The sequence below is a fragment of the Microbacterium sp. HJ5 genome (genome assembly GCF_054824025.1).
This window is the reverse complement of record NZ_JSYE01000037.1, coordinates 1-23,638: the sequence shown is the minus strand read 5'-3', so window position 1 is coordinate 23,638 and position 23,638 is coordinate 1. Positions and strand designations below refer to the sequence as shown.

The following is a 23,638-nucleotide window of genomic DNA, read 5'->3' as shown; positions in this document are numbered from 1 at the left end:
GAGCGGATGCCTCGGCCGAGGCATCCGCTCTCTTCCACGTCAGGATCCGATCGGCTCGAGCAGGAAGATCGCGATCTGACGATCGGTCTTGGTCTGGTACTCGTCGTAGTCGGGCCACACCTCGACGGCGCGCGCCCACCACTCGGTGCGCTCGTCGCCCGACAGCTCGCGCGCGAGGTAGTCGCGCTTGTCGTCACCGTCCTGCAGCTCGACGTGCGGGTTCTTGACGATGTTCCAGTACCAGTTCGGCGGTGAGGGATGCCCGCCCTTCGAGGCCACCGCGAGGTAGCGGCCCTCATGCTCGACGCGCATGAGCGCCGTCTTGCGCAGGCCTCCGCTCTTCGCGCCCACGGACGTGAGGACGATGATCGGCACGCCCCGCAGCGTGTTGGCCTTCTTGCCGTCCGAGGCCTCGAACGCCTCGGCCTGCTTGCGGGCCCAGGCGGATGTGGACGGCTTGTACTCTCCGGTCAGCGGCATGGATCCAGGCTATGTCGCGGCGATGGGTGAGGGCCGCGAACGTCGCAGAAACGCACGGATATCGCAGCGGGATGGCGGAAATCCTGCGAAGACTGCGCGATTCGGCGAAGTCCACGCGCCCGCGCGACACGAGAGGACGCCCCCGACCGCCGCGGAGAAGCCGAAAGGCCCCGCGCGAACGCGGGGCCTTTCGGGTGTAGTGCCTGGGTTACAGGCCGGCGATGATGCCGCGCATGAGCTCGGCGGTCTCGCTCGGGGTCTTGCCGACCTTGACGCCGGCGGCCTCGAGGGCCTCCTTCTTCGCCTGAGCGGTTCCGGCCGAGCCCGAGACGATCGCGCCGGCGTGGCCCATCGTCTTGCCCTCGGGCGCGGTGAAGCCGGCGACGTAGCCGACGACCGGCTTGGTGACGTTGGCCTTGATGAAGTCGGCCGCGCGCTCCTCGGCGTCGCCGCCGATCTCGCCGATCATGACGATCGCCTTGGTCTCGGGGTCGGCCTCGAACGCGGCGAGCGCGTCGATGTGGGTCGTGCCGATGACCGGGTCGCCGCCGATGCCGATGGCCGTCGAGAAGCCGATCTCGCGCAGCTCGTACATCATCTGGTAGGTCAGGGTGCCCGACTTCGACACGAGGCCGATCGGGCCCTTGCCGGTGATGTTGGCGGGCGTGATGCCGACGAGCGACTCGCCGGGCGTGATGATGCCGGGGCAGTTCGGCCCGATGATGCGGGTGGTGTTCCCCTTCGACTGCGCGTAGGCCCACGCCTCGGCGGTGTCGCCGACGGGCACGCCCTCGGTGATCACGACGAGCAGCGGGATCTCGGCGTCGATGGCCTCGACCATGGCGCTCTTGGTGAACGCGGGCGGCACGAACGCGATCGACACGTCGGCGCCGGTCTTCTCGATGGCCTCGGCGACCGATGCGAAGACGGGGAGCTCGACGGGGTTGCCGTCGGCGTCGTGGTGCAGGACCGTGGTACCGGCCTTGCGGGCGTTCACTCCGCCGACGACCTGCGTGCCGGCCTTGAGCATGAGCGCGGTGTGCTTGGTGCCCTCGCCGCCGGTGATGCCCTGGACGATGACCTTGGAATCCTTGTTCAGGAAGATCGACATTTCTCTGTTCCTCGTTCTTTCGGATTCCGGATCAGGCGTTGGCGAGCTCGGCGGCCTTGTCGGCGCCCTCGTCCATGGTCTCGGCGAGCGTCACGAGCGGGTGGTTCGCGTCGCGGAGGATCGCGCGGCCCTCCTCGACCTTGTTGCCGTCGAGGCGCACGACCAGCGGCTTCGACGCGCTCGAGCCGAGCTCGGCGAGCGCGCCGACGATGCCCTTGGCGACGGCATCGCACGCCGTGATCCCGCCGAAGACGTTGACGAACACGCTCTTGACCTGCGGGTCGCCGAGGATGACGTCGAGGCCGGCGGCCATGACCTCGGCCGACGCGCCGCCGCCGATGTCGAGGAAGTTGGCGGGCTTCACGCCGCCGTGGTTCTCACCGGCGTACGCAACGACGTCGAGCGTCGACATCACCAGGCCCGCGCCGTTGCCGATCACGCCGACCTCGCCGTCGAGCTTGACGTAGTTGAGGTCGTTCTCCTTGGCCTTCGCCTCGAGCGGGTCGGCCGCGGCCTTGTCTTCGAGGAGCGCGTGGCCCGCGTGGCGGAAGTCGGCGTTCTCGTCGAGCGAGACCTTGCCGTCGAGGGCGATGATGTCGCCCTCCTCCGACAGGATGAGCGGGTTGACCTCGACGAGCGTCGCGTCCTCGCCCTTGTAGACGGCGTAGAGCTTGACGAACACGTCGCTCACCTTGTCGACGAGCTCGGGTGCGAAGCCGGCGGCCTCGGCGATCTCGACCGCCTTCTGCTTGTCGATGCCCTGCAGCGGGTCGACCGCGACGCGGGCGAGGGCCTCGGGACGCTCGACGGCGAGCTCCTCGATCTCCATGCCGCCCTCGACGCTGCACAGCGAGAGGTAGGAGCGGTTGGCGCGGTCGAGCAGCACCGAGAAGTAGTACTCCTTGTCGATGCGGGCGCCCTGCGCCACCATCACGCGCTTGACGACGTGACCCTTGATGTCGAGGCCGAGGATGGCCTTCGCAGCCTCGTAGGCCTCGTCGGGCGTCTTGGCGACCTTGACGCCGCCGGCCTTGCCGCGACCGCCGGTCTTGACCTGCGCCTTGACGACGACGACTCCGCCGATCTTCTCGGCTGCGGCCCGCACCTCCTCCGGGGTGTCGGCGACGATGCCGGCGAGAACCGGCACCTCGTATTTCTCGAAAAGGTCACGTGCCTGGTACTCGTACAGATCCACAGTGCATTCCTTCGCAGGGGGCGAATGGGGGTGGGATGACGCGAAAAGCGTCTCGACGTCGAGATATCGACCAGTCCCCCAGCCTACTACCGCTTGCTGAGGGCTCCTGACCGCAGCGACGCGCCGGGGTTCGCGGGTGCGCGCCGATCACCCGCGGGCGGATGCCTGTGCCCGACCCGCTGCGGGCGCCGCCGCGGGCGCGGCATCCGGCTCGAGCTCCTCCCCTCGTACACGCGAGAGCCGCACGAGGTCGCACGTCGCCGGGCCCTCGATGCGGGTGCCGTCCGGCGCGAAGCGGGAGGCGTGCAGCGGGCAGTCCCAGGACTGCTCGGCGTCGTTCCATCCGAGGACGCCGCCGAGGTGCGTGCAGACCGCGCTGACGGCCCTGGTCGTGCCGTCGACGGTGGAGATGCCGACCGGGTGACCGGCGCGGCTGGCGACGACTCCCTCGCCCTCGGCGGGGCGCGTGATCGGCGTCGGCACCGCCTGCGCACCGGCCCAGCCCGCCGCGGCCTCCCACCCGATCCGCAGGTTCTCGACGCCGCCGCGCGCGAGATCCGACGGCACGGTCATGCGCGTGGCGATGGTCCGCATCCACTCCGGGCGCTCGCGCCACGGCACGCGCCGGATCTCGGCCGCGATGCGCAGTGCGGCGGCGGGGCCGTTGGACAGGCCCCACTTCGCGTAGCCCGTGGCGAACCGGATGCGCCCGAGCCCGCGCGGCATCGCGCCGACGAAGGGGATGAGATCGTGCGAGTGGTAGTCCTGTGCCGACCACCGGGCCACCGGCTCGGCGCCGGGGAAGTGCTCGCGGGTCCAGCGCACCAGATCGTCGATGCCCGCCTGCGGCGAGGGCTCGCGGCCCACGGGATGGCCGTTGCCTCCGACGATCAGCTGCGCCACCTCGGCCGGTCCGTCGTCGGGCGTGATGGAGCGGACCGACTTCGTGCGCCCGTCGACCGACAGGTAGAGCCCCTCGGGCACCGGGCCGTCGTACGCGAACGCGACGCAGGAGGACCGCATCCCGCGGACCTTCGCGAAGTACAGCCCGCGGTCGGTGATCGGCGCGGCGGTCGCGAGCACGACACGGTCGGCCCACGCCGACCCGGACGTGGTCTCGACATGCGCCTTGGGCATGATGTGGACCTTCGTCACGCGCACGCCCGTGTGCAGCGTCCCGCCGGCGGCGAGGAACGCGTGTGCCAGGGCGACGGCCAGCCGCTGCGGATCGATGGCGACCTGACGGTCGAGGGCGACCGCGTCGACCATGGGCACGCTGCTCTCGGCGAGCTGTTCGGCGGTGACGCGGCGCACCGGGAGGCCCGCCTCGGCCGCGGCATCCAGCTCCGCACCGACGCACTCCACCCCTTCGCCGCTCTGCGCGAACGAGTAGGCGGTGCGGCGCGTGTAGCCGACGCCCGCGCTCTCGGCGAAGTCGAGGAGCCAGTCCGCGCCGTCGCGATTCGCGTCGACGTAGGCCCGCACGAGCCGGGGACCGTGATGCTGGCGCAGCGACGACAGCACCGAGCCCTGCAGGAGGGAAAGCTTGCCGGTGTTGGCACCGGTCGCCAGCTGCGCGACCTCGCCGGCTTCGATGACCGCCACGTCGCGGCCGTCGCGGGCGAGGAGGAGCGCGGTGGCGAGGCCGGTGACACCGGCTCCCACGACGATGACGTCGCGGTGTCTTCCCGGTTCGAAAGGCGTGCCCTCGACGATCGGGCTTCCCAGTTTCCAGATCGGCGTCATCGTGCCACTCAACTCCTGCGCGGGCCGCTCGGACAACGGGTTGACACGTCGCGGCGGGGTGCGAACCCGGGCATCGCGGGCAGGATGCCGCGGGCGAAGGCATCCGTTCACTAGGCTCTCCCCGAGATGACCGACACCACCGCGATCCCGTCCGCCGCGCCGCAGTCCGCGGTGGTCGCCGCCGCGCTCGAGCTCTTCGCCGAGCAGGGCTTCGACCAGACGTCGGTCGAGCAGATCGCACAGGCGGCCGGAGTGTCGCGGTCGACCTTCTTCCGCCAGTTCGGCGGCAAGGACGACGTGGTGTTCGCCGACCACGAGCTGCTCCTCGCCCGCCTGCGCGCGTTCCTCGCCGGCCCGCACGCGGATCCGTGGCGAGCGGTGTGCGAGGCATCCGTCCTCGTCTACTCGCACTTCGCCGCCGATCCCGAGCTCGCGCGGCGCCGCTACACGGTCGTGCGCCAGGTGCCCGCCCTCCGCGAACGCGAGATCGTCACGGTCTTCCGGTACGAGCGGCTCTTCGACGAGTACCTGCGCGGCGCGCTGCCGGGCCTCGACCCGATCGACGCGGTCGGCTTCGCGGCCCTCGTGACGGCCATCCACAACCACGTGCTGCGCCAGCTGCTGCGCGGACCCAGGCGCGTGCCCGTGTCGGTGCTGCGCCGGGCGCTCGACGATGCGCTGCGCCGCTTCGGCGTGCAGCCCGACGACGAGGCGAGGGATGCCGCAGCCGACGACGTCGTCGTGGCGGTGTTCCCGCGCTCGATGCCCACGGCGGAGGTGGCGCGGCGCCTGCGCGAGCGGCTCGACTGAGCGACCCGTCCGCACGCCGGACCCGCCCGCGAGAGCGGCCCGGCCGGGTCGCGGCATGCAGTCCCGGGATCATCCCGGAACCCGCGGATCTCACCCTCGTCGCGGCCGGTTCCCAGCGGTAGGGTCAGGGCCATGAGCACCGTGGACTCGTCTCCCACCGCCGCCGCCGACACGACCCCCTGGTACACCCAGGACGCGGACGCCGTGCTGGCATCGTTCGGCACCGACCGCGAACGCGGCCTCACCGCCGCCGGGGCCGCGAAGCGGCTCGCCGAGCACGGGCCCAACTCGATCGCCGCCGAACCCGCGCCGTCGGTGTGGCAGGTGTCGCTGCGGCAGCTCGCCGATCCGATGAACATCATGCTCGTCGCCGTGGCGGTCATCAGCCTGGTCATCAACCAGGTGAGCGTCGGCATCCTGGTCGGCGCGCTCGTGATCCTCAACGTGGTGCTCGGCGCGAAGCAGGAGCTCAAGGCGAAGGCATCGGTCGACGCGCTCGCGAAGATGCAGATCCCCCAGGCCAAGGTCACGCGCGACGGCGCGCTGCTGCAGCTCGACGCGACGCAGCTCGTGCCGGGCGACCTGGTGTCCGTCGAGGCCGGCGACATCGTCCCGGCCGACGGGCGCATCCTCCGGTCGGCGACCCTTGAGACGCAGGAGGCGGCGCTGACGGGCGAGAGCGCGCCGATCGCGAAGGATGCCGCGACCATCGCCGACGCCGACACGACGCTCGGCGACCGGGCGAACATGGTGTTCCAGAACACGCTCGTCACGCGCGGCACGGCCTCGGTGGTCGTCACCGACACGGGCATGGGCACCCAGATGGGCCAGATCGCGTCGATGCTCTCGGCGGTCAAGCCCGCCAAGTCGCCTCTCCAGCGCGAGCTCGACTCCCTCACCGGGGTCCTCGGCTGGATCGCGTGGGGCGCGGTCGCCGTCATCGTCGTCACCGGCATCCTGCGCGGACAGCCGACCGCGTCGGTCATCCTGCTCGGCATCTCGATGGCGATCTCGGCCATCCCCACGGGCATGCCCTCCTTCGTGCAGGCGATGCTCTCGTACGGCTCGCGGCAGCTCGCCGAGCACAAGGCCGTCGTCAAGAACCTCACCGACGTCGAGACGCTGGGCGCGACGAGCGCCATCAACTCCGACAAGACCGGCACGCTCACGATGAACGAGATGACGGTCGAGTCGCTCTACTTCGCCGGTGACTGGTTCACCGTCGGCGGGAGCGGGTACGAGAAGACCGGCGAGATCCGCCAGGTCGCGGGGCAGCCCGCCCCCGACTTCGCGCAGCTCGCGCTCGGCCTCACCCTCTGCAGCGACGCCACGGTGTCGGACGACGGCGCGGTCATCGGCGACCCGACCGAGGCTGCGCTGGTGGTGCTGGCGGCCAAGATGGGCGCCGACGCGGAGCTCACGCGCGCGCAGTACCCGCGCGCGGCGGAGGTGCCGTTCGATTCGGCCTACAAGTTCATGGCGACGTTCCACGAGGTGCCGCACGAGGGCACCACACGCCTCGTCGGGCTCGTCAAGGGCGGACCCGACGTCGTGCTCGACCGGTGCTCGACCGTGCTCACCGCCGACGGGCCGGCGCCCATCGACGCGCACCGGCAGGACGTCCTCGACGCTAATCGCTCGCTCAGCGAGCAGGGCCTGCGCGTGCTCGCGTTCGCCGTGCGGCGCTTCGTCGCCGGAGCGCCGGTGCCGGCCGATCCGATGGCCGAGGTGAAGGACCTGACGTTCGTCGGGCTCGTCGGCATCATCGACCCGCTGCGTCCCTCGTCGCAGGAGGCCGTGCGCATCGCGCAGGCGGCCGGCATCGAGGTGCGCATGATCACGGGCGACCACGCGATCACCGCCGCCGCGATCGGCGCCAAGCTCGGCCTCGGCCCGGGGGCCGCAAGCGGCGCCGACATCCAGGCGATGAGCGACGACGAGCTCAAGGCCGCCCTCCCGAACCTGCACGTCTTCGGTCGCGTCACCCCGGAGGACAAGCTCCGGCTCGCGCGCCTCATGCAGGAGGACGGTGCGGTCGTCGCGATGACCGGCGACGCCGTCAACGACGCCGCCGCCCTCAAGCAGGCCGACATCGGCGTCGCGATGGGCTCGGGCAGCGACGTGACCAAGCAGGCCGGCAAGATGATCCTCGTCGACGACAACTTCGGCACGCTCGTCACCGCAGTGCGGCTCGGTCGCTCGATCTACGACAAGATCGTCAGCTACGTCCGGTACCAGATGGCGCAGCTGTTCTCGCTCGTGCTGCTGTTCCTCGTGGCGAGCATCTTCGACATCAACGACGGCGTGCCGCTCACGCCGATCATGGTGCTGTTCCTCAACTTCTTCGTGTCGATCTTCCCCGTGATCGTGATCATGCTCGATCCCGTCCCGGACGGCATCATGCAGAAGCCGCCGCGCGACCCGAAGAAAACCATCGCGAACCGCAACGCCGTCGTGATGTGGTTCTTCTACGGCGCGCTCATCTTCGTCACGTCGCTGGTGCCGCTCCTCGTGTGGCCCGAGCTCGCGAGCTCGACCGAGCCGAACGCGCCCGTGACAATGACGTTCGTGATCGCGGCGTTCGGGTCCATTCTGGGCGGGCTCGTCATGCGTCGGGATCCCGAGTCGGGCCTCGCCGCCCCGATCGTCACGGCGATCAAGTGGCTCGCGATTCCGACCGCGCTGACCGTCGTCGCCGTCGAGATCGGCTTCATGCAGCGGCTGATCGGCACGACGGGTCTCTCCGGTGACGAGTGGCTGATCTGCATCGGGCTGTCGCTGATCGTGCCGGTCGTGGTCGAGCTCGAGAAGTGGGTCCGTCGCGGACGGCTGGCCCGGGACGCGGCATCCCGCCCCTGACGACGTCCGCGGCGGCACGGAGGCTCGGTCGCCCCGCCGGTGGGTAGCGTGGAAGTCGCACCCGCCGACGACGAGGGAGACACGTGGAGATCATCGGAGCCGTCCTCGAGCGCTCGGGGGCACCCGCGCCCTTCGCCCGGTCCCGGCCGTTCACCGTCGGCCCCCTCGAGCTCGACCCGCCCGGCCCCGGTGAGCTGCTGGTCCGCATCGAGGCTGCCGGGGTGTGCCACTCCGACCTCAGCGTCGTCGACGGCAACAGGGTGCGCCCGATGCCGATGCTGCTCGGCCACGAGGCGGCCGGCATCGTCGAGACGGTGGGTGAAGGGGTGACGGATGCCGCACCCGGCGACCGCGTCGTCATGACCTTCCTCCCCCGCTGCGGGCAGTGCGACGGCTGCCGCACCGACGGCCGGCTCCCGTGCACTCCGGGCACCGCGGCGAACAACGCCGGCACGCTCGTCGGCGGAGGCATGCGGCTTCATCGCGCTACGCCGCGCGGCGCTCGGCAGGACGTCCACCACCACCTCGGCGTCTCGGCCTTCGCAACACACGCCGTCGTGAGCAGCACCTCGGTCGTGAAGGTCGACGCGGATGTTCCTCCCGAGATCGCGGCGCTGCTCGGGTGCGCCGTTCTGACCGGCGGCGGCGCCGTGCTCAACGCCGGCCGCCCGGCGCCCGGCGACCCGGTCATCGTCGTCGGTCTCGGCGGCGTCGGCATGGCGGCGCTGCTCGTCGCCGTGGCCCTCGGGCACGAGGTCGTCGGGGTCGACGCCGTCGACGCCAAGCTCGGCCTCGCGCGTGAGCTCGGGGCCGTCGAGGCCCTGAGCCCGGCGGACGCCGTGGACCGCGGCATCCGTGCTCCCGTCGTCATCGAGGCCGCGGGCGCCGCCAGCGCCTTCGAGACCGCGCTCGCGCTCACGGCTCCCGGAGGCACCACGGTGACGGTGGGCCTCCCCGCCCCCGATGCCCACGCGGCCGTGTCGCCGCTCTTACTCACCGCTGAGGCGCGCACCGTCGTCGGCAGCTACCTCGGCTCGGCGGTGCCCCGCCGCGACATCCCGCGCTACGTCGGCCTGTGGCGCGACGGACGCCTGCCGCTCGAGAGGCTCGTCTCGTCGCGCATCCGCCTCGACGACCTCGACGAGGCCATGGACCGTCTCGCCGCGGGCGGTGAGCTGCGCCAGCTCATCACGATCGGTGACGCATGAGCGACCTCGAGCTCGCCCGCATCCCGGCGGGCGAGGTGACCCTGCACGACGCGCGGCGAAAGACCCGCTGGACGGTCGCGCTCGAGGCGTTCGAGATCGGCGTCTACCCGGTGACCGAGCAGCAGCTCGCCGAGGTGACCGGCGAGGCGGCCGCCCACCCGCGTCGCCCGGCGCGCGAGGTGAGCTGGCTGCGGGCGATCCGCTTCTGCAACGCCGCGTCGGAATGGGAGGGTCTCGATCCCGCCTACAGCTTCGACGGCGAGGACGTCACGTGGCACGTCGACGCCGACGGGTTCCGCCTCCCGACCGAGGCGGAGTGGGAGTACGCGTGCCGCGCGGGCTCGACGGGGCCGCACTACGGCCCCCTCGCCGAGGTCGCGTGGACGAGCGCGGACGGCGTCGCCTCACCGCAGCACGTGGGCGGCAAGCATCCGAATCTCTTCGGCCTGTTCGACACGCTCGGCAACGTGTGGGAGTGGTGCTGGGACCTGCTCGACCCCGCCCGCTACGACGACTACCGCGTGTTCCGCGGCGGCGGCTTCGCGGATGACGCCTGGAGCGTGCGGGCATCCACCCGCCGCGGGGGTCCGCCGCGGGTGACCCACGACGACGTCGGGTTCCGGGTCGCGCGCGGCGGGTTCGAGGGGGCGGATGCCGCGCAGGGCTGGTCTGCGCGCGCCGACGTGGAGCGCGCGCTCAGCGACGGCCCGCTGACACGGTGACGTGACACTCAGTCCTGCTGACAGCGGTATTGAGTTCCACTAGAATCGACGTCGACTCACTACCCGTCGTCAGGAGCCGCCATGACCGACTTCACCCCGCGCCCCGGTCAGAGCACCGAGGGCTACGACGTCACCGCGCGGCTCGGCACCGACTATTACGGCGTGTTCGCGGACATCCCCGCCGAGGACCGCGCCGTGTGGGAGCGCGCGCAGGCGTACGTCGACGAGGTCGGCACACGAATGCAGGAGGCGTGGGATGCCGCGACCTACCCGCTCGAGCTCGGTATGCGCCTCGGCGAGCTCGACCTCTTCAACGACGGCATCGAGCACCCCGATCTCACGCGGTTCTCGCCTCTCGCGGCCGGCCTGGTGAACATGGAGGTCTCGCGCGGGGACGGATCGCTCGGTACCGTCATCGCGGTGCAGGGCGGGCTCGCGCTGCGCACCCTCGCACTGTTCGGCAGCCCCGAGCAGCAGGCCCGCTGGCTGAAGCCCGTCGCGCGAGGTGAGGTGCCCGCGTCGTTCGCGCTCACCGAGCCCGACCACGGTTCCGACTCCGTCTCGCTCGAGACCACTGCGCGCCGAGACGGCGACGGGTGGGTGATCGACGGTGCGAAGAAGTGGATCGGGAACGGGGCATCCGGCGGCATCACGTTCGTATGGGCGCGCGTGGACGATCCGGACGCCCCGGAGCACGGGGCGGTGCGATGCTTCCTCGTCGAGCAGGCCACCGCCGGGTACACCGGCACGGTGATCGCCGGCAAGGCGTCGCTGCGCGGCATCCATCAGGCCCACATCACTCTCGACGCCGTGCGCGTCCGGCTCGACGCGGTGCTTCCCGGCGCGCGCAGCTTCAAGGACGCGTCCACCGTCCTCTACTCGACGCGCTCCGGGGTCGCGTGGTCGGCGCTCGGCCACGCGACCGCCTGCTACGAGGCCGCACTGTCGTATTCCCAACAGCGCATGCAGTTCGGCAAGCCGCTCGCGAAGTTCCAGATGGTGCAGGAGCGCCTCGCGCAGATGCTCGAGGAACTCACGGCGATGCAGCTCTACTGCCGTTATCTCGCCGACCTCGAGGCATCCGGTGATCTGCGCCCGACCCAGGCTTCGCTGGCGAAGTATCACAACACCCGCGCGGCCCGCCGGATCGCGGCGACGGCGCGCGATCTGCTCGGCGGCAACGGCATCCTCCTCGAGAACGGCGTGATGCAGCACATGGCCGACATCGAGGCCATCCACACCTACGAGGGCACCGAGAGCGTCCAGGCGCTGCTGATCGGCCGCGACATCACGGGCATGAGCGCCTTCGCCTAGCAACCCCGCGCCGCCCCGGCAAGCCGCTCGGGCCGCGCGGCCGGCACGGTTAGCCTCGACGCATGGGACTCTTCCGCAACGCTCCGCAGACCGTGCGCCTCGAGTCCCACGACGTGGAGCCCAAGGCGACCCGTGCGCCGTGGAGCCTCTGGGCCGACGGGTTCGGCAAGCTCGCCATCCGGGCCGTGCAGATCATCGTCGTCGTCGCCGTCGTCGCCGGGATCGTCTACGCGATCCAGTCGCTGACGCTCGTGACGATCCCCCTCGTCATCGCACTGATCCTCGCGTGCGCCTTCCACCCCGTCATGGCCTGGATGCGGCGGCGCGGCGTGCCGTCGGTGCTCGCCACCGTGATCACCCTGCTGGCCATCGTCGTCATCCTCGGCCTGCTGGGATGGCTCATCGTGTGGGCGGTCCGCGACCAGTGGGACGAGCTGTACGCGCAGGCCGAGGACGGCTTCCAGGACGTCCTGGATTGGGCGAACACCCTGCCCTTCGACTTCCTCTCGCCCGAGCAGGTGGAGGAGTGGATCGCCGCGGCGACCGACTTCGTGACCAGTGCGCAGTTCGGCTCGGGCGCTCTGGCCGGTGTCGGCCAGGTCTTCGACTTCGTCACCGGGCTCGTCCTCATGGTGACGATCCTGTTCTTCTTCCTCAAGGACGGGCCGCAGATGTGGGAGTTCCTGCTGCGACCGTTCCGCGGCGAGAGCTACGTGCGCGCTCGTCGGATCGGCGACAAGACGGTCGGCGTGCTGGGCTCGTACGTGCGCGGCACTGCGACCGTCGCCCTGGTCGACGCCGTCGGCATCCTGATCGGCCTCCTGATCCTGCAGGTGCCCCTCGCGATCCCGCTCTCGGTGCTCGTCTTCCTCCTGGCGTTCATCCCCATCGTCGGTGCGACGCTCGCCGGCATCCTCGCCGCGCTCGTCGCCCTCGTCTCGAACGGCCTCGTCAACGCGCTCTTCGTCGTCGGCGTGGTCGTGCTCGTGAACCAGCTCGAGGGCAACTTCCTGCAGCCGGTGCTGATGGGGCGGTCGATGAAGCTCCATGCCTTCGTGATCCTGATCGCCCTGACCGTCGGCACGGTGCTCGGCGGCATCGTGGGCGCCGTGCTCGCCGTGCCGATCGCAGCCGCAGCGTGGGGCGTCATCCAGGTGTGGGACGGACCGGACCTGCCGGCACGCTGGGCCCGGCCGAAGCATCCGATCGAAGCCTGACCCGGCACCGCCCTAGGACGACCCGATCGCAAGATAGGGCATCCGTCCGATGGGGAGGACACCCCTTAGGGAGCACAGTCGAACCTGTACGAAGCCGCCGCGGCGACGAACAGGAGACGACATGGATGCCTCGACCTTCACCGCATACCGACTCGACCAGCAGCGCGCCGCCGACCTCGACCGCGAGCACGCGCTGCGCGTCTCGCACCGCGCGCGGCACGACGCGGGGGTCGTGACGCAGCCGGGTCGTTCGCGCAGCCGCGGCGTGTGGTCCCTGTTCGGCGGGCGGCCTGCACGGGGGTCCGCCCAGCGGGCCGCCGCGCCGGCGTCCGTGGCGTGCCCGCCGTGCGACCCGGCGACGCTCGCCCTCGCCGGCCCCTCGTCGTGACCGCCCCCTCCACTGCGCGGCCGGGAGGTGCGAGCATATGACCATGCCCGCACTCGCCTCGAGCCCTCGTATGATCGGGCGGCGGGCCGAGCTCGACTCGCTTCTCGAGGCGTTCGACGACGGCCGCGCCGGTCGCCCCCGCACCGTGATCGTGCGCGGCGAGGCGGGAATCGGCAAGACCCGCCTCGTCCAGGAGTTCCTCGCGGCGGCCGCGATCCGCCGCGACGGCGATGCACCGCTCGTCGTCGCGATCGGCCAGTGCGTCGACCTCGGACCGATCGGCGCGCCCTTCGGGCCGATCCGCCGCGTGCTGCGCGACCTCCACACCGCCCTGGGCACCGACGCCCTGCGCGCCGCGGCCGGGTCGCCCTCGGTCATCGCCACGCTTGCAGCCCTCGTGCCCGGCATCGCCGACGATCCAGGGTCGGCCGATCAGCGCCCCGGCGAGTTCGCCGAGGCCATCGAGGTGCTGCTCGAGACGCTGTCCGCCGACCGGCACGTCGTGGTCGTGATCGAGGATCTGCAGTGGGCGGATGCCGCGACCCTGGCGCTGCTGAAGACGCTGGCCAGCACCCTCCGCGGCCGCCATCTCACGATCGCCGCCACCTACCGGTCCGACGACATCGACCGGTTCCACCCGCTCAAGCCCGTGCTCGCCGAGCTCGACCGCACCCGGTCGATCATCCGCATCGAGATCGGGCGGCTCACCCCCGACGAGGTGGCCGAGCAGGTCGCCCAGCTCACCGCCGACCACGCGCGCGACGTGGACGCCCTCGCCGAGCGCAGCGGCGGCATCCCGTTCCTCGTGGAGGAGCTCGTCGATCTCGGCGACCGCGGGCTGCCCGACACGCTGCGGGAGCTGGTGCTCGCGCGCTACGCCCGGCTGAGTGACGACGGGCAGGAGACCGTTCGCGCGATGGCCGCCGGCGGCATGCACACCGACCACGACGTGCTGGTCGCCGTCTCGGCGCTCGACGACCATGCGCTCGACCTCGCGGTGCGCGAGGCGATCGACGCCCGGGTCGTGCTCGCCGACGGCGCAGGGTACGGCTTCCGCCATGCGCTCACCCAGGAGGCGGTGCACGCCGAGATGCTCCCGAGCGAGCGGGTGCGGGTGCACCGCCGCTACGCCGAGTTCCTGTCCGCCGAGCGCGGCGACTCGCCCGATGCCGTCTCGGCGATCGGCGAGCACTGGCTCGCCGCGCGCGATCTGACGGCGGCGTTCGACGCGACGGTCGTGGCGCTCGCCCAGTCGCAGGCGGGGTTCTCGCCCGCGACCTCCGCGAAGCTCGCCGAGCGCCTGACAGAGCTGTGGGATCAGGTGCCGGATGCCGCGACCCGAGCCCGCACGACGCTGCCGCAGCTGCATCTCGAGGCTGCGCAGGCGTGGCATGATCTCGGCGACACCGAGCGCGCGCTGCGCTCCGCGAACGAGGGTCTCGCCGTGTGCCCTGACGATCCGGTCACCCGCGCGGGACTGCTGCGGCAGCGGTTCGTCGAGATCTTCAACACAGAGCACCGCAACCGCCGCGAGGACCTCCTGTCGGGGATCGCCCTGCTCGAGGACTCGGACGACCCTCGGGCGCGCGCGCTGCTCTCGCGCATCCTGTCGAATCTTGCGATCGCCGAGAGGGGCGACGAAGCGGCCGATCACACCGCGCGGGCCATCGCGATCGCCGAGGAGGCGGGCGACGAGCCCGCCCTGGCCGTCGCGCTGACGATCGAGTCGTGGCGCATCGCCGACGAGGAGGACGACCCTCAGCGCTCGCTCGAACCCATCGAGCGCGCGGCCGGGCTGACCCTCGACCCGGCGATGCGCGCGTACGTCGGCGTGGCGCACATCGATCTGCTGCAGCGGCTCGGGCGGTTCGACGATGCGGTGAAGCTGGGCGAGCAGCACTACGCCGACGCCGTGCGCGCGGGGATCGAGCGCGGGTCCGGCTCGTCGATCGCGTTCTCGCTGTCGCGCGCGCTGTTCTCGGTCGGCCGCGCCGACGAGGGGCTGAGCTTCGCGCGCCGTGCGCACCGCCTGTCGGACGGCGGCTCGCGCGGATCAGTCCTGCGGCTCATCTCGACCCACTACGCGTGGGACGACCAGTCGGACGCCCGGGCGTCGCTCCTCGCCTCCGAGCGGGTCACGATCGAGGAATCGCTGCGCGCCAATCCGGAGAAGCACGGGTCGTGGGTGATCGACAGAGCGGATGCCGCGCTCTCGCTGCCCGGTGGAGGGTCGCGCACGACGGAGGCCGAGGAGAGCCTCGATGCGGTTCTCGCCCTCGTCGACACGGCGACCTCTCCCCCCATCGGCCGCTATGCGGCGGTGACCGCCGCGTTGCTCCTCGCGGCGGGCGGCGGCGGCGCGGACGATCCGCGTCGCGCGCAGCTGCTCGGGATCGTGGACGGCTGGGCGGATCCGGGGCCTGCGTCGGCCTTCGCGGCGTTCATCCGGGTCGCCGTGGCGTGGGATGCCCCGCCCGGCGAGCGCGTCGCCGCCTGGCGTGCCGTCGACGAGACGATCGAGCAGGGGGTTCTGCCGGTGTGGCATCGTCACGTCGCGCGGCTGGGCCTCGCGGCAGCGCTCATCGAGAACGGCTACCGCGACGCCGCGGCGACCGTGCTGGACCGCATCCACACGGAGGCGCCGGCGCACGGCGTGGCGCGCGTGGCACGTTGGGCGTCCGAGCTGGCGCAGCATGCCCGGCTCGAGGGGGCGGCCGGGGTCGGTCCGGGGGCCGAACGATCCGCCGGCGACGCGATCGCGTCGCTCACGCCGCGCGAGCGCCAGGTACTGGCCCTCGTAGCGGAGGGCTTGACGAACCCGCAGATCGGGCGCCGGCTGTACATCAGTCCCAAGACCGCGTCGGTGCACGTGTCGGCCATCCTGGCGAAGATCGGTGCATCGAACCGCGCCGAGGCCGCCGCGCTGTTCTCGGCATCCGTCGCTCCCTGACGGCGGCCGCTCTCGCTCGGCCGGCTCTAGGAGCGCGTCGGGGGCGCACGGCAGGATGGGTCCATGCCGTACGAGATCCCCGCGCCGATGCTCGCGAAGTCCGTGCCCGCCGTCCCCGACCCTGCGAAGACGCCCGGCGGGCTGAGCTTCGAACCCAAGTGGGACGGGTTCCGCGCTCTCATCTCGTGGGACGGCGAAACCGTCGAGATCGGCTCTCGCGGCGCGAAGCCGCTCACCCGCTACTTCCCCGAACTCGTCGAGGCGTTCGCGCGGCTGCTGCCCGAGCCGTGCCTGATCGACGGCGAGATCGTCGTCCCCAAGGGTGAGCCGGGAGCGCAGCGTCTCGACTGGGACTCCCTCACGCAGCGCATCCACCCCGCCGCTTCCCGCGTCACGATGCTGTCCGAGACGACCCCGGCGATGCTGATCGCCTTCGACCTGCTCGCGCGCGGCGAGCGCGACCTGCAGCCCGAGCCGTTCGATGTGCGCCGGGCCGAGCTCGTCGACCTGCTCGGCAGCGTGCCGCATCCCGTGCACGTGACGCGCACGACCGACGATCCCGCGGTCGCCGAGCGCTGGCTCTCGGAGTTCGAGGGCGCCGGACTCGACGGAGTGATCGCCAAGCCGCTGGCCCAGCCCTACGCACCGAACAAGCGCACGATGTTCAAGATCAAGCACGCGCGCACGGCCGACGTCGTGGCGATGGGCTACCGCATCCACAAGTCGGGGCAGGGCGTGGGGTCGCTGCTGGTGGGCCTTTACAACGACGACGGGGTCCTCTACCCCGTGGGAGGGGTCGCGGCGTGGAGCAATGCGCGCCGGCTCGAACTCATCGACGAGCTCGCCCCTCTCGTCGAGCGCGACGAGTCGGGTGCCGCGGTGAAGAGCGAGGGCGAGAAGTCCCGGTTCTCCGCCCCCGACCGCGACTCGTCGTTCGTGCATCTGCGACCCGAGCGCGTGCTCGAGGTGCGGTACGACCAGCTCGAGGGATGGCGCTTCCGTCACACGGTGCAGTTCGAGCGCTGGCGGCCCGATCGCGACGCTCGGTCGTGCACGTACGACCAGCTCGAGACGGTCTCGGCCTACGACCTGGGCGACGTGCTCGACTGACGCACGCCGCCCAGGACCGTCAGAAGGCGACGGGAACCGGCTCGGCGGTGACCGGCAGGTGCGTCGTCTTCTTGACCTTCTCAGGCTTGATCGGCGCACTTCGCTCGGAGAGCTCAGTGACGCTTGCGTGACCCGCGAGCGAACCCGTGACGGCAACCGTCAGTCGCTTCCCGACGTGCCCGGTGGCCGGTGCGAACGTCTGCGAGGTCGCTCCGTCGACCGGCTCGCCGTCGGCGAACCACTGGTACGAGAACTCGGTGTCGGCGGTCCACGCGCCGGGGTCAACGGAGAGCACCGAGCCGACGCGCGGCGGTCCCTCGATCTCGGGCGTCGCCGAATCGAGTCGCGGCGGGACCGGCGCGCGGAGCACGAAGTCGATGCCCGTGCGCTGCTCGCCACGGGTGACGGCGATGATGTCGGAACTCTCCTTGTCGAGAGCGTCCTCCCACCAGCGCGTGACGACCTGGCCGTCGATGGTCGCCGTCGCGTAGATGCGGTAGCGCCCTGCCGTCAGGCCGGAGACCGACCAGGTACCGTCTTCGCCGACCCAGATCGGGTCGCCGGCCGGATGGTCCGCGTTCTCGATGCCCATCATCACGCCCGGGATCGGCTGACCCTGCTCGTCCACGATCCGTCCCGAGATCGTGGCGTTGAACGTCTCCAGCACCGACCCGTCCGATTCGGAGAGCGTCTCATCGATGTTCGAGACCGCTTCGCCCTTTGCGACGGTGATCGTGGTCGCTGAGTCACGGGTCGCGGCGTCGCTCCACCACTCGTGAAGCTCTCCGCCCTCGGCCCACGTTCTGAAGAGCAGGCGGTACTCCCCAGCCCTCAGGCCGCGCGCCGTGAATGCGCCATTGGCATCGGTGAACGTACCCGCGGCCGGGGTCTCGGCATCCGCTTCGTAGGCATGCACTTCGACATCGATCAGCGGGGCCCCGTCGGCACCGACGACCGTGCCCGAGATGCTTCCCGCGATGCTGAGCACGGCGTCGATGCCGTCGACCGTCTGTCCCTGCACGACGTCGATGGCGGTCGCGTCATCGATGCTCAGGGCATCGTCCCACCACTCCCCGGCCACGTTCTGCGACGTCCAGGGGTCCGTCGCGAACTGGACCGTGTACGCGCCGGTGCGAAGTCCTCCGACCCGGAACCGGCCGTTCTCCTCCGACAGGGTCGCCATGCCCGAGCCATCCGCCCCGTACGCGATGACGGTCACCCCGCCGACCGGCGTGCCGGTCTCATCCGTGACGGTGCCCGAGATGTGCCCGGCAGCCGACAGGCGTACGTCGATCCCGCTCGTCGTCTCGCCGGCGGCGACGATGACGTCCTCGGCATCCGCGGCGCCGGTGGCATCACGCCACCACTCGCCCAGCACGTCGGCGGAGCCGGTCTGCACCTCGATCTTGTAGGCACCCGGACGAACGCCCTGGAGCAGGAACGCCCCGTCTCCGTCGACCCAGGTGCTCGTGAGCCACTCGGCCTCGCCGGAGTCCGCGTCAAAGGTGTACAGGCTCACGGAAGCGCCTGTGACTGGAATCCCCGCTTCGTCGGCGACGGTGCCCGAGATCGCGCCCGCTGCGCCCAGCACGGGGCTGATATCGCTGAGCTGCGTCCCGCCGGACAGGCTGAGGAGGGTCGCCTCCTGCTGACGGGCGGCGTCGTCCCACCATTCGCTCGCGAGCGGACGATCAACGTGCTGGGCGTTGAATTCGACGTGGTAGTCGCCGTCGGGCAGGCCACGGACGACGTAGGAGCCGTACTCATCCGTCCACCCGGAGGCGACCGGCATGGACGACTCGGCGGAGTAGACCTGCGCCACGACCGAGGGCACCGACTCTCCCGCCTCGTCCGTCACGACGCCCGACACACTGTTGCCCGCCGCGAGCTGCGGGCTGATCCCCGCGGTCTCGGTGCCCGCGGCCACATCGACTGGCGTCGCGGACGCGAAGTCGACGGCGTCGTCCCACCACTCGGCCACGAGGCTCTGCGCCGCCCAGTCGGTCTGGAACTGGATGCGGTACTCGCCCGCCGGCAGGCCGCCGACAGCGTACGAGCCCCAGGGGTCGGTCGTCGCCGAGCCGACGGGGGTCCACTCGTCGGCACCGAACACCACGACCGAGACGCTCTCCGCAGCGGATCCCGAGGCATCCGTCACGACACCCGAGATCGAGCCGCCCTGCGCGAGCACGGGGCTGATGCCCTCGAGCACGGCGCCGTCCTCGAGCGTGAGCGGTGTGGCCGACCACTCGTCGGCCGCCCCGTCCCACCACTCGGCGACGTGGGTCGAGCCCCACGCCGTGGGGGTGAACTGCAGCTTGTACTCGCCGGCCGGCAGGTCGGGCAACCAGTACGTGCCGTCCTCGCCCGTGGAGACCGAGCTGGTCCACTCCCAGTAGTCCCATTCCGCGTTGTAGCGATGCGCGACGACCTCGACGCCCTGCACGGGAGCGCCCGACTCATCCACCACGGTGCCGGCGATGGTTCCGGCGATGGATGCCGCGTGCGCGGCATCCGTCGCCATCACTGCTCCGGAGATCACCAGAGCGACGGCCAGAAGCCACCCGATGACTCGGGAGGCGGAGCGATGCAGGACTGCGGTCATAGAGGGACTCCCCGTGAGTTCGCGCGGAGAGTACCGGCCCCCTGCCGACCGCGCCGACGCCATCTTCACAGAGGCGGGCGCTCGGCCGTTTCGCGCCTGTGGAAAACCTTGTCCGGTTGCCGAGCTCTGGCGCGACGGCGCCCGGTTCAGTCCCAGTTCTCGGGGTTCTTGCGGCTGGGCTGCACCCGCGGCGGCTCGCCCGGCATCTTCGGGAAGTCCGGTGGGAAGGGCAGCTCGCCGAGGCCGCCATCGAGGTCGCGCTGCCACCACTCCAGCAGGGTGTCGATACGGCCCGGCTTCTCGAGGAGGTCGGCCCACGGATCCCCGATGTCGGCGAGTCGCTGCGGCACAGTGCGCACGGTGAACGTCGCCGGATCGACGCCGGCCTCGAGCTCGTCCCACGTCAGCGGCGTCGAGACGGTCGCGGTCGGCAGGGCGCGCGGACTGTACGCCCCGGCCATCGTGCGATCCCGGTTCGCCTGGTTGAAGTCGATGAAGATGCGCTCTCCGCGCTCTTCCTTCCACCAGTTCATCGTCACCTTGTCGGGCATGCGCCGCTCGAGCTCGCGTCCGGCGGCGATGACGGCGTGCCGGACGTCGAGGAACTCCCACTCCGGCTCGATCGGGCAGAACACGTGGATGCCGCGATTGCCGCTCGTCTTGAGGAAAGCCGTGAGCCCCGCTTCCGAGAGCACGTCGCGCAGCGCCGGCGCGACGGCAGCGGCATCCGCGAAATCCGTGCCCGGCTGCGGGTCGAGGTCGATCCGCAGCTCGACCGGGTTGTCGGTGTTCGCGGTGAGCGACGCCCACGGGTGGAACACGATCGTGTTCATCTGGACGGCCCACACGGCCGCCGCGATCTCGGTCAGGAAGATCTGCGGATGCTTGCGCCCGCTGTTGTATGTGACGGTCTGGGCCTCCACGAATCCTGGCGCGCCCTTGGGCGGGTTCTTCGAGTAGAAGCGCTCCCCGCCGACGCCCTCGGGGAAGCGCTCCAGCGAGACCGGGCGGTCACCGTTCGCCGCGAGGAACGGATCGGCCACGGCGAGCAGGTACTCGGCCAGTTCACGCTTGGTGATCCCGAGCTCGGGCCAGATCACGCGGTTCGGGCTCGAGAGCCCCACCTCGCGGTCGCCGTCGGGGCCGGGGATGGTCAGCGTGATGCGCTCGGACGCCATGCCTCGACCCTAGGCGCGGGACGCGGCATCCCGCACCCCTCTTTCACGTCGTTGCTCAGCGCTCGACCGGGAACACCATGTGCGTGACGCGCGTGGACGGGATGATCGTCGTCGGGTCGCCGAGGCGGACGGCGGCGGGGTCGACGTCGGCGAAGTAGCGGTGGCCGGTGCCGAGCACAACCGGCACGAGGTCGATGGCGACCTCGTCGACGAGACCGGCGGCGAGCGCCTGCCCGGCGATGGTGCCCGCCGCGACCGCGACGGTGCGCTCCCCGGCGATCTCCTGCGCGAGCGCGATCGCCGCCTCGATGCCGTCGGTGACGAAATGCGCGTTGCCGGTGTGCGCGTGCTCCCAGTCGCTCGGTGCGGCGTGCGTGACGACCACGAACGGCACGCCGAGCGGATGCTCGCCCTTCCAGCCGTCGGTGATGTCGAACAGCAGGCGCCCGACGACGAGGCATCCGATCTGCCCGACCCACTCGCGCCAGTACTCGGCGCTCGGGGGCGTGAGGTGGAACGACGCCGGCTCGCTCGCGGTCAGGACCTCGATGTCGCCCGCCTCGTACCAGTCGAAAAGTCGACCCGGGTCGTTGTTCTCGTGGGCGACGAAGCCGTCGAGCGACATCGTCGCCGAGCCGACCACCTTACCCATGTCACACCCCCTCGGCGAGCATGCGGTCGAGCTTCTCGTAGCCCTCGCGCATGCCGCGCTCCATGCCCTCGGCGACCATGTTCTCGAGCACCTCCTTGGTCGGGAACACGCTGTGGTCGACAAGGCGGGAGCGTCCGCCCGGAAGAGACTCGAACCGGATGGCGTCGATGCTGACCTCGTCGGGCCAGCCCTCGTACTCGAACGTCTGGATGATCAGCTCGTTCTCGCGGACGGTGTGGAACACCCCGCGGAACGCGTACTCGCCCTCTGCGTCGCTCTGCACGAAGCGGTACTCACCGCCCGAGCGGAAGTCCCAGCGGGTGATCTCGGTGCGCTCCTCGCCCGGGCCGATCCACTGCATGAAGAGCTCGGGGTCGGCGTGGGCGCGGAAGAGCGCTTCGACGGGGGCGTCGAACTCGCGGGTGATGTCGGCGTACGACGTACCCGGGACGCTGTCGATGGTCAGCGGATTGCTCATGATTCCTTCTCCTTCGTACGGGTGGTGGCGGTTCTCCTGCGAGGGGTCTGAGCGGATGCCGCAGCGGCGAGCACGGCGTCGAGGCGGCGGTACGCACGCTCGGCGTCGAGCCGGTACCGGTCGATCCAGGCCGTGAGGCGCTCGAGCGCGGCGGCGTCGAGGTGGACGGGCTTGCGCTGCGCCTCTCGCGTGCGCCACACCAGCCCGGCGTCTTCGAGCACCGTGATGTGCTTCGAGACGGCCTGCAGCGAGATGTCGAACGGCTCAGCCAGCTCACCGAGCGTCGCCGATCCGCGGCTGAGCCGGGCGATGATCGCGCGCCGCACCGGATCGGCGAGCGCGGCGAACGCCCGATCGAGTGCTGCGTCGTCAGTCGTCATCAACTTGATCCTTTATCAATCGATTAGTTGATAACAAGCTACGCCGAGGCGGATGTCCCGTCAAGACCCCCTCAGTCGGCGGCGGCGAGCACCGGAGCGAGCTCGTCGCGTGACAGACGGATCCACGGGCCTGCCGGGTCGACGAGGACTCCCGAGAGCCCCTCGTCGCCGAGCGCCGCCGCGAGCTGACCGGCCGTGACCGGCGCCGCCTGGTCGCCGCGGCCCATCACCGCGACCTCGAGCGGATGCGAGTACACCTCGAGGTAGCGGGCCCCGTCCTCGGACCGTCCCTCGGCGATACCCGGTCGGCCGTCTTCGAGCTTGCCCACGGCGACCCAGAGAGGCGCGCGCGTGAGCGCCTGCGCCACGGCCGCCGCAGTCCCAGGCGTCCGCTCGGCCGCCAGCAGTGTCTTGACCGCGAGCTGGTCGTCGACCTTCTCGACGACCTTCTGCAGGAGGTCCTTCGGAAGCACGGCGCGCGCCGGAGCGGACGACTGATCGATGATCAGGCCCTCGTACGGCCCCGCCAGCACGTGCCGGATGACGGCGAGCACCGGCTGCCCCATCGCGGAGGTGTCGGCATCGCCGTCGGCGCGCACGGCCGCCTGGAGAGACGCGCCGCTCGAGTACGCGAGCGCGAAGGCCCGATCGCCCACCTTCACCATCGCGAGCGGGAGCTCCTTGCCCTCGGCGAGCAGCGCGCGCGCGTCGCCCTTCACCCGCAGGAAAAGGTGCCCCTGCAGCGACTGGCGAGCCACGTCGAGGAGCGCCTGCGGAGCCGTGCCGTCGGCGATCCGCGCGAGCGCCTCCCGCACGAGCACGTTGTCCTTGAGCCCCGGCACGGTCTCGGTCTCGGGCGGCGCGACCCTCGTCGCGGCGCGCGCGGTGCGCCGCGCCTGCAGCTTGGGGGCGGACGCGGCGGGCGAGGTCGCACCGAGTCCCCCGAAGGAGGACACCGAGATGTTGACGGATGCCGCGGCCGCGGCGTCGGCGTCAGCATCCGCGTCGGTCGCGCCGGCGTCTGCGCCCGCCTCCGCGACCGGAGCGACCGGCGTCGCATCGACCGATTCGTCGACCGCCTCCTGCGCCTGCGGTTCGGAGGAGTCCTTGGGTCGGCGCGAGAACAGTGCCATGTTTCGAGCCTAACCCGGACGTCCTCTCGGCGACCGGCGCTCTCCCCAGGCTGCGGCCCCGGCCCCGCCGGGCGCTAGATGTACTCGGCGTTCAGGTTGGTG

19 protein-coding genes are annotated in these 23,638 nt (G+C 71.2%); 9 read left to right on the top strand and 10 right to left on the bottom strand.

What is annotated here, in order from left to right; translation table 11 throughout:
- Nucleotides 1-39: 39 nt before the first annotated feature.
- The 4 genes from OB08_RS15435 to OB08_RS15420 all read right to left on the bottom strand — a co-directional run bounded on the left by OB08_RS15435 (nt 40) and on the right by OB08_RS15420 (nt 4,532).
- The gene (locus tag OB08_RS15435) at nt 40-480 is read right to left on the bottom strand and encodes a nitroreductase family deazaflavin-dependent oxidoreductase (RefSeq protein ID WP_461476273.1); all 441 of its coding nucleotides are present in this window, start codon (nt 478-480) and stop codon (nt 40-42) included.
- A gap of 208 nt (nt 481-688) precedes the next feature.
- Entirely contained in the window at nt 689-1,591 is a 903-nt protein-coding gene (sucD, locus tag OB08_RS15430) for a succinate--CoA ligase subunit alpha (protein WP_461476271.1), read from the bottom strand.
- Nucleotides 1,592-1,622: 31 nt separating this feature from the next.
- Nucleotides 1,623-2,786 (bottom strand): ADP-forming succinate--CoA ligase subunit beta, encoded by a 1,164-nt coding sequence (sucC, locus tag OB08_RS15425; RefSeq protein WP_461476269.1) that lies wholly within the window; start codon nt 2,784-2,786, stop codon nt 1,623-1,625.
- Between the two features lie 147 nt (nt 2,787-2,933).
- A complete protein-coding gene (locus tag OB08_RS15420; RefSeq protein WP_461476267.1) occupies nt 2,934-4,532 on the bottom strand; it encodes an FAD-dependent oxidoreductase in 1,599 nt (532 codons plus the stop codon).
- A 126-nt stretch (nt 4,533-4,658) separates the two neighbouring features.
- Between OB08_RS15420 and OB08_RS15415 the strand changes: the two genes are divergently transcribed.
- From OB08_RS15415 to OB08_RS15375, 9 genes are all read left to right on the top strand, one after another.
- On the top strand, nt 4,659-5,342 hold the full coding sequence (locus tag OB08_RS15415; RefSeq protein WP_461476265.1) for a TetR family transcriptional regulator: 684 nt from the start codon (nt 4,659-4,661) through the stop codon (nt 5,340-5,342).
- 132 nt (nt 5,343-5,474) lie between these two features.
- Nucleotides 5,475-8,201: a cation-translocating P-type ATPase gene (locus tag OB08_RS15410; RefSeq protein WP_461476263.1), complete on the top strand. Its 2,727-nt coding sequence runs from the start codon at nt 5,475-5,477 to the stop codon at nt 8,199-8,201.
- Nucleotides 8,202-8,284: 83 nt separating this feature from the next.
- Nucleotides 8,285-9,409, top strand: a complete 1,125-nt coding sequence (locus OB08_RS15405) for an alcohol dehydrogenase catalytic domain-containing protein (RefSeq protein WP_461476261.1) — start codon at nt 8,285-8,287, stop codon at nt 9,407-9,409.
- Nucleotides 9,406-10,131 carry a formylglycine-generating enzyme family protein gene (locus OB08_RS15400; protein ID WP_461476259.1) on the top strand — a complete coding sequence of 242 codons (726 nt, stop codon included), beginning with the start codon at nt 9,406-9,408 and terminating at the stop codon, nt 10,129-10,131. Before OB08_RS15405 ends, OB08_RS15400 begins: the two co-directional genes overlap by 4 nt.
- 81 nt (nt 10,132-10,212) lie before the next feature.
- Nucleotides 10,213-11,445, top strand: coding sequence for an acyl-CoA dehydrogenase family protein (locus tag OB08_RS15395; protein ID WP_461476257.1), 1,233 nt, complete (start codon nt 10,213-10,215; stop codon nt 11,443-11,445).
- 62 nt (nt 11,446-11,507) lie between these two features.
- Nucleotides 11,508-12,662 (top strand): AI-2E family transporter, encoded by a 1,155-nt coding sequence (locus OB08_RS15390; protein ID WP_461476255.1) that lies wholly within the window; start codon nt 11,508-11,510, stop codon nt 12,660-12,662.
- 121 nt (nt 12,663-12,783) lie between these two features.
- Entirely contained in the window at nt 12,784-13,050 is a 267-nt protein-coding gene (locus OB08_RS15385; RefSeq protein WP_461476253.1) for a hypothetical protein, read from the top strand.
- Nucleotides 13,051-13,093: 43 nt separating this feature from the next.
- Nucleotides 13,094-16,000: a helix-turn-helix transcriptional regulator gene (locus tag OB08_RS15380; RefSeq protein WP_461476251.1), complete on the top strand. Its 2,907-nt coding sequence runs from the start codon at nt 13,094-13,096 to the stop codon at nt 15,998-16,000.
- Between the two features lie 63 nt (nt 16,001-16,063).
- Complete coding sequence (locus OB08_RS15375; RefSeq protein WP_461476249.1) at nt 16,064-17,110, top strand: ATP-dependent DNA ligase; 1,047 nt, start codon at nt 16,064-16,066, stop codon at nt 17,108-17,110.
- 19 nt (nt 17,111-17,129) lie between these two features.
- On the opposite strand, the gene OB08_RS15370 is transcribed toward OB08_RS15375, so the two are convergent.
- From OB08_RS15370 to OB08_RS15345, 6 genes are all read right to left on the bottom strand, one after another.
- Nucleotides 17,130-19,715, bottom strand: coding sequence for a carboxypeptidase regulatory-like domain-containing protein (locus OB08_RS15370; RefSeq protein ID WP_461476248.1), 2,586 nt, complete (start codon nt 19,713-19,715; stop codon nt 17,130-17,132).
- A gap of 146 nt (nt 19,716-19,861) precedes the next feature.
- Nucleotides 19,862-20,893 carry a non-homologous end-joining DNA ligase gene (gene ligD, locus OB08_RS15365; protein WP_461476246.1) on the bottom strand — a complete coding sequence of 344 codons (1,032 nt, stop codon included), beginning with the start codon at nt 20,891-20,893 and terminating at the stop codon, nt 19,862-19,864.
- A 55-nt stretch (nt 20,894-20,948) separates the two neighbouring features.
- On the bottom strand, nt 20,949-21,545 hold the full coding sequence (locus tag OB08_RS15360; RefSeq protein WP_461476244.1) for a dihydrofolate reductase family protein: 597 nt from the start codon (nt 21,543-21,545) through the stop codon (nt 20,949-20,951).
- 1 nt (nt 21,546) lies between these two features.
- A complete protein-coding gene (locus OB08_RS15355) occupies nt 21,547-22,023 on the bottom strand; it encodes an SRPBCC family protein (protein ID WP_461476242.1) in 477 nt (158 codons plus the stop codon).
- Nucleotides 22,020-22,403: an ArsR/SmtB family transcription factor gene (locus tag OB08_RS15350; RefSeq protein ID WP_461476240.1), complete on the bottom strand. Its 384-nt coding sequence runs from the start codon at nt 22,401-22,403 to the stop codon at nt 22,020-22,022. Before OB08_RS15350 ends, OB08_RS15355 begins: the two co-directional genes overlap by 4 nt.
- A 71-nt stretch (nt 22,404-22,474) precedes the next feature.
- Nucleotides 22,475-23,536, bottom strand: a complete 1,062-nt coding sequence (locus OB08_RS15345; RefSeq protein WP_461476238.1) for an SseB family protein — start codon at nt 23,534-23,536, stop codon at nt 22,475-22,477.
- Nucleotides 23,537-23,638: the final 102 nt, after the last annotated feature.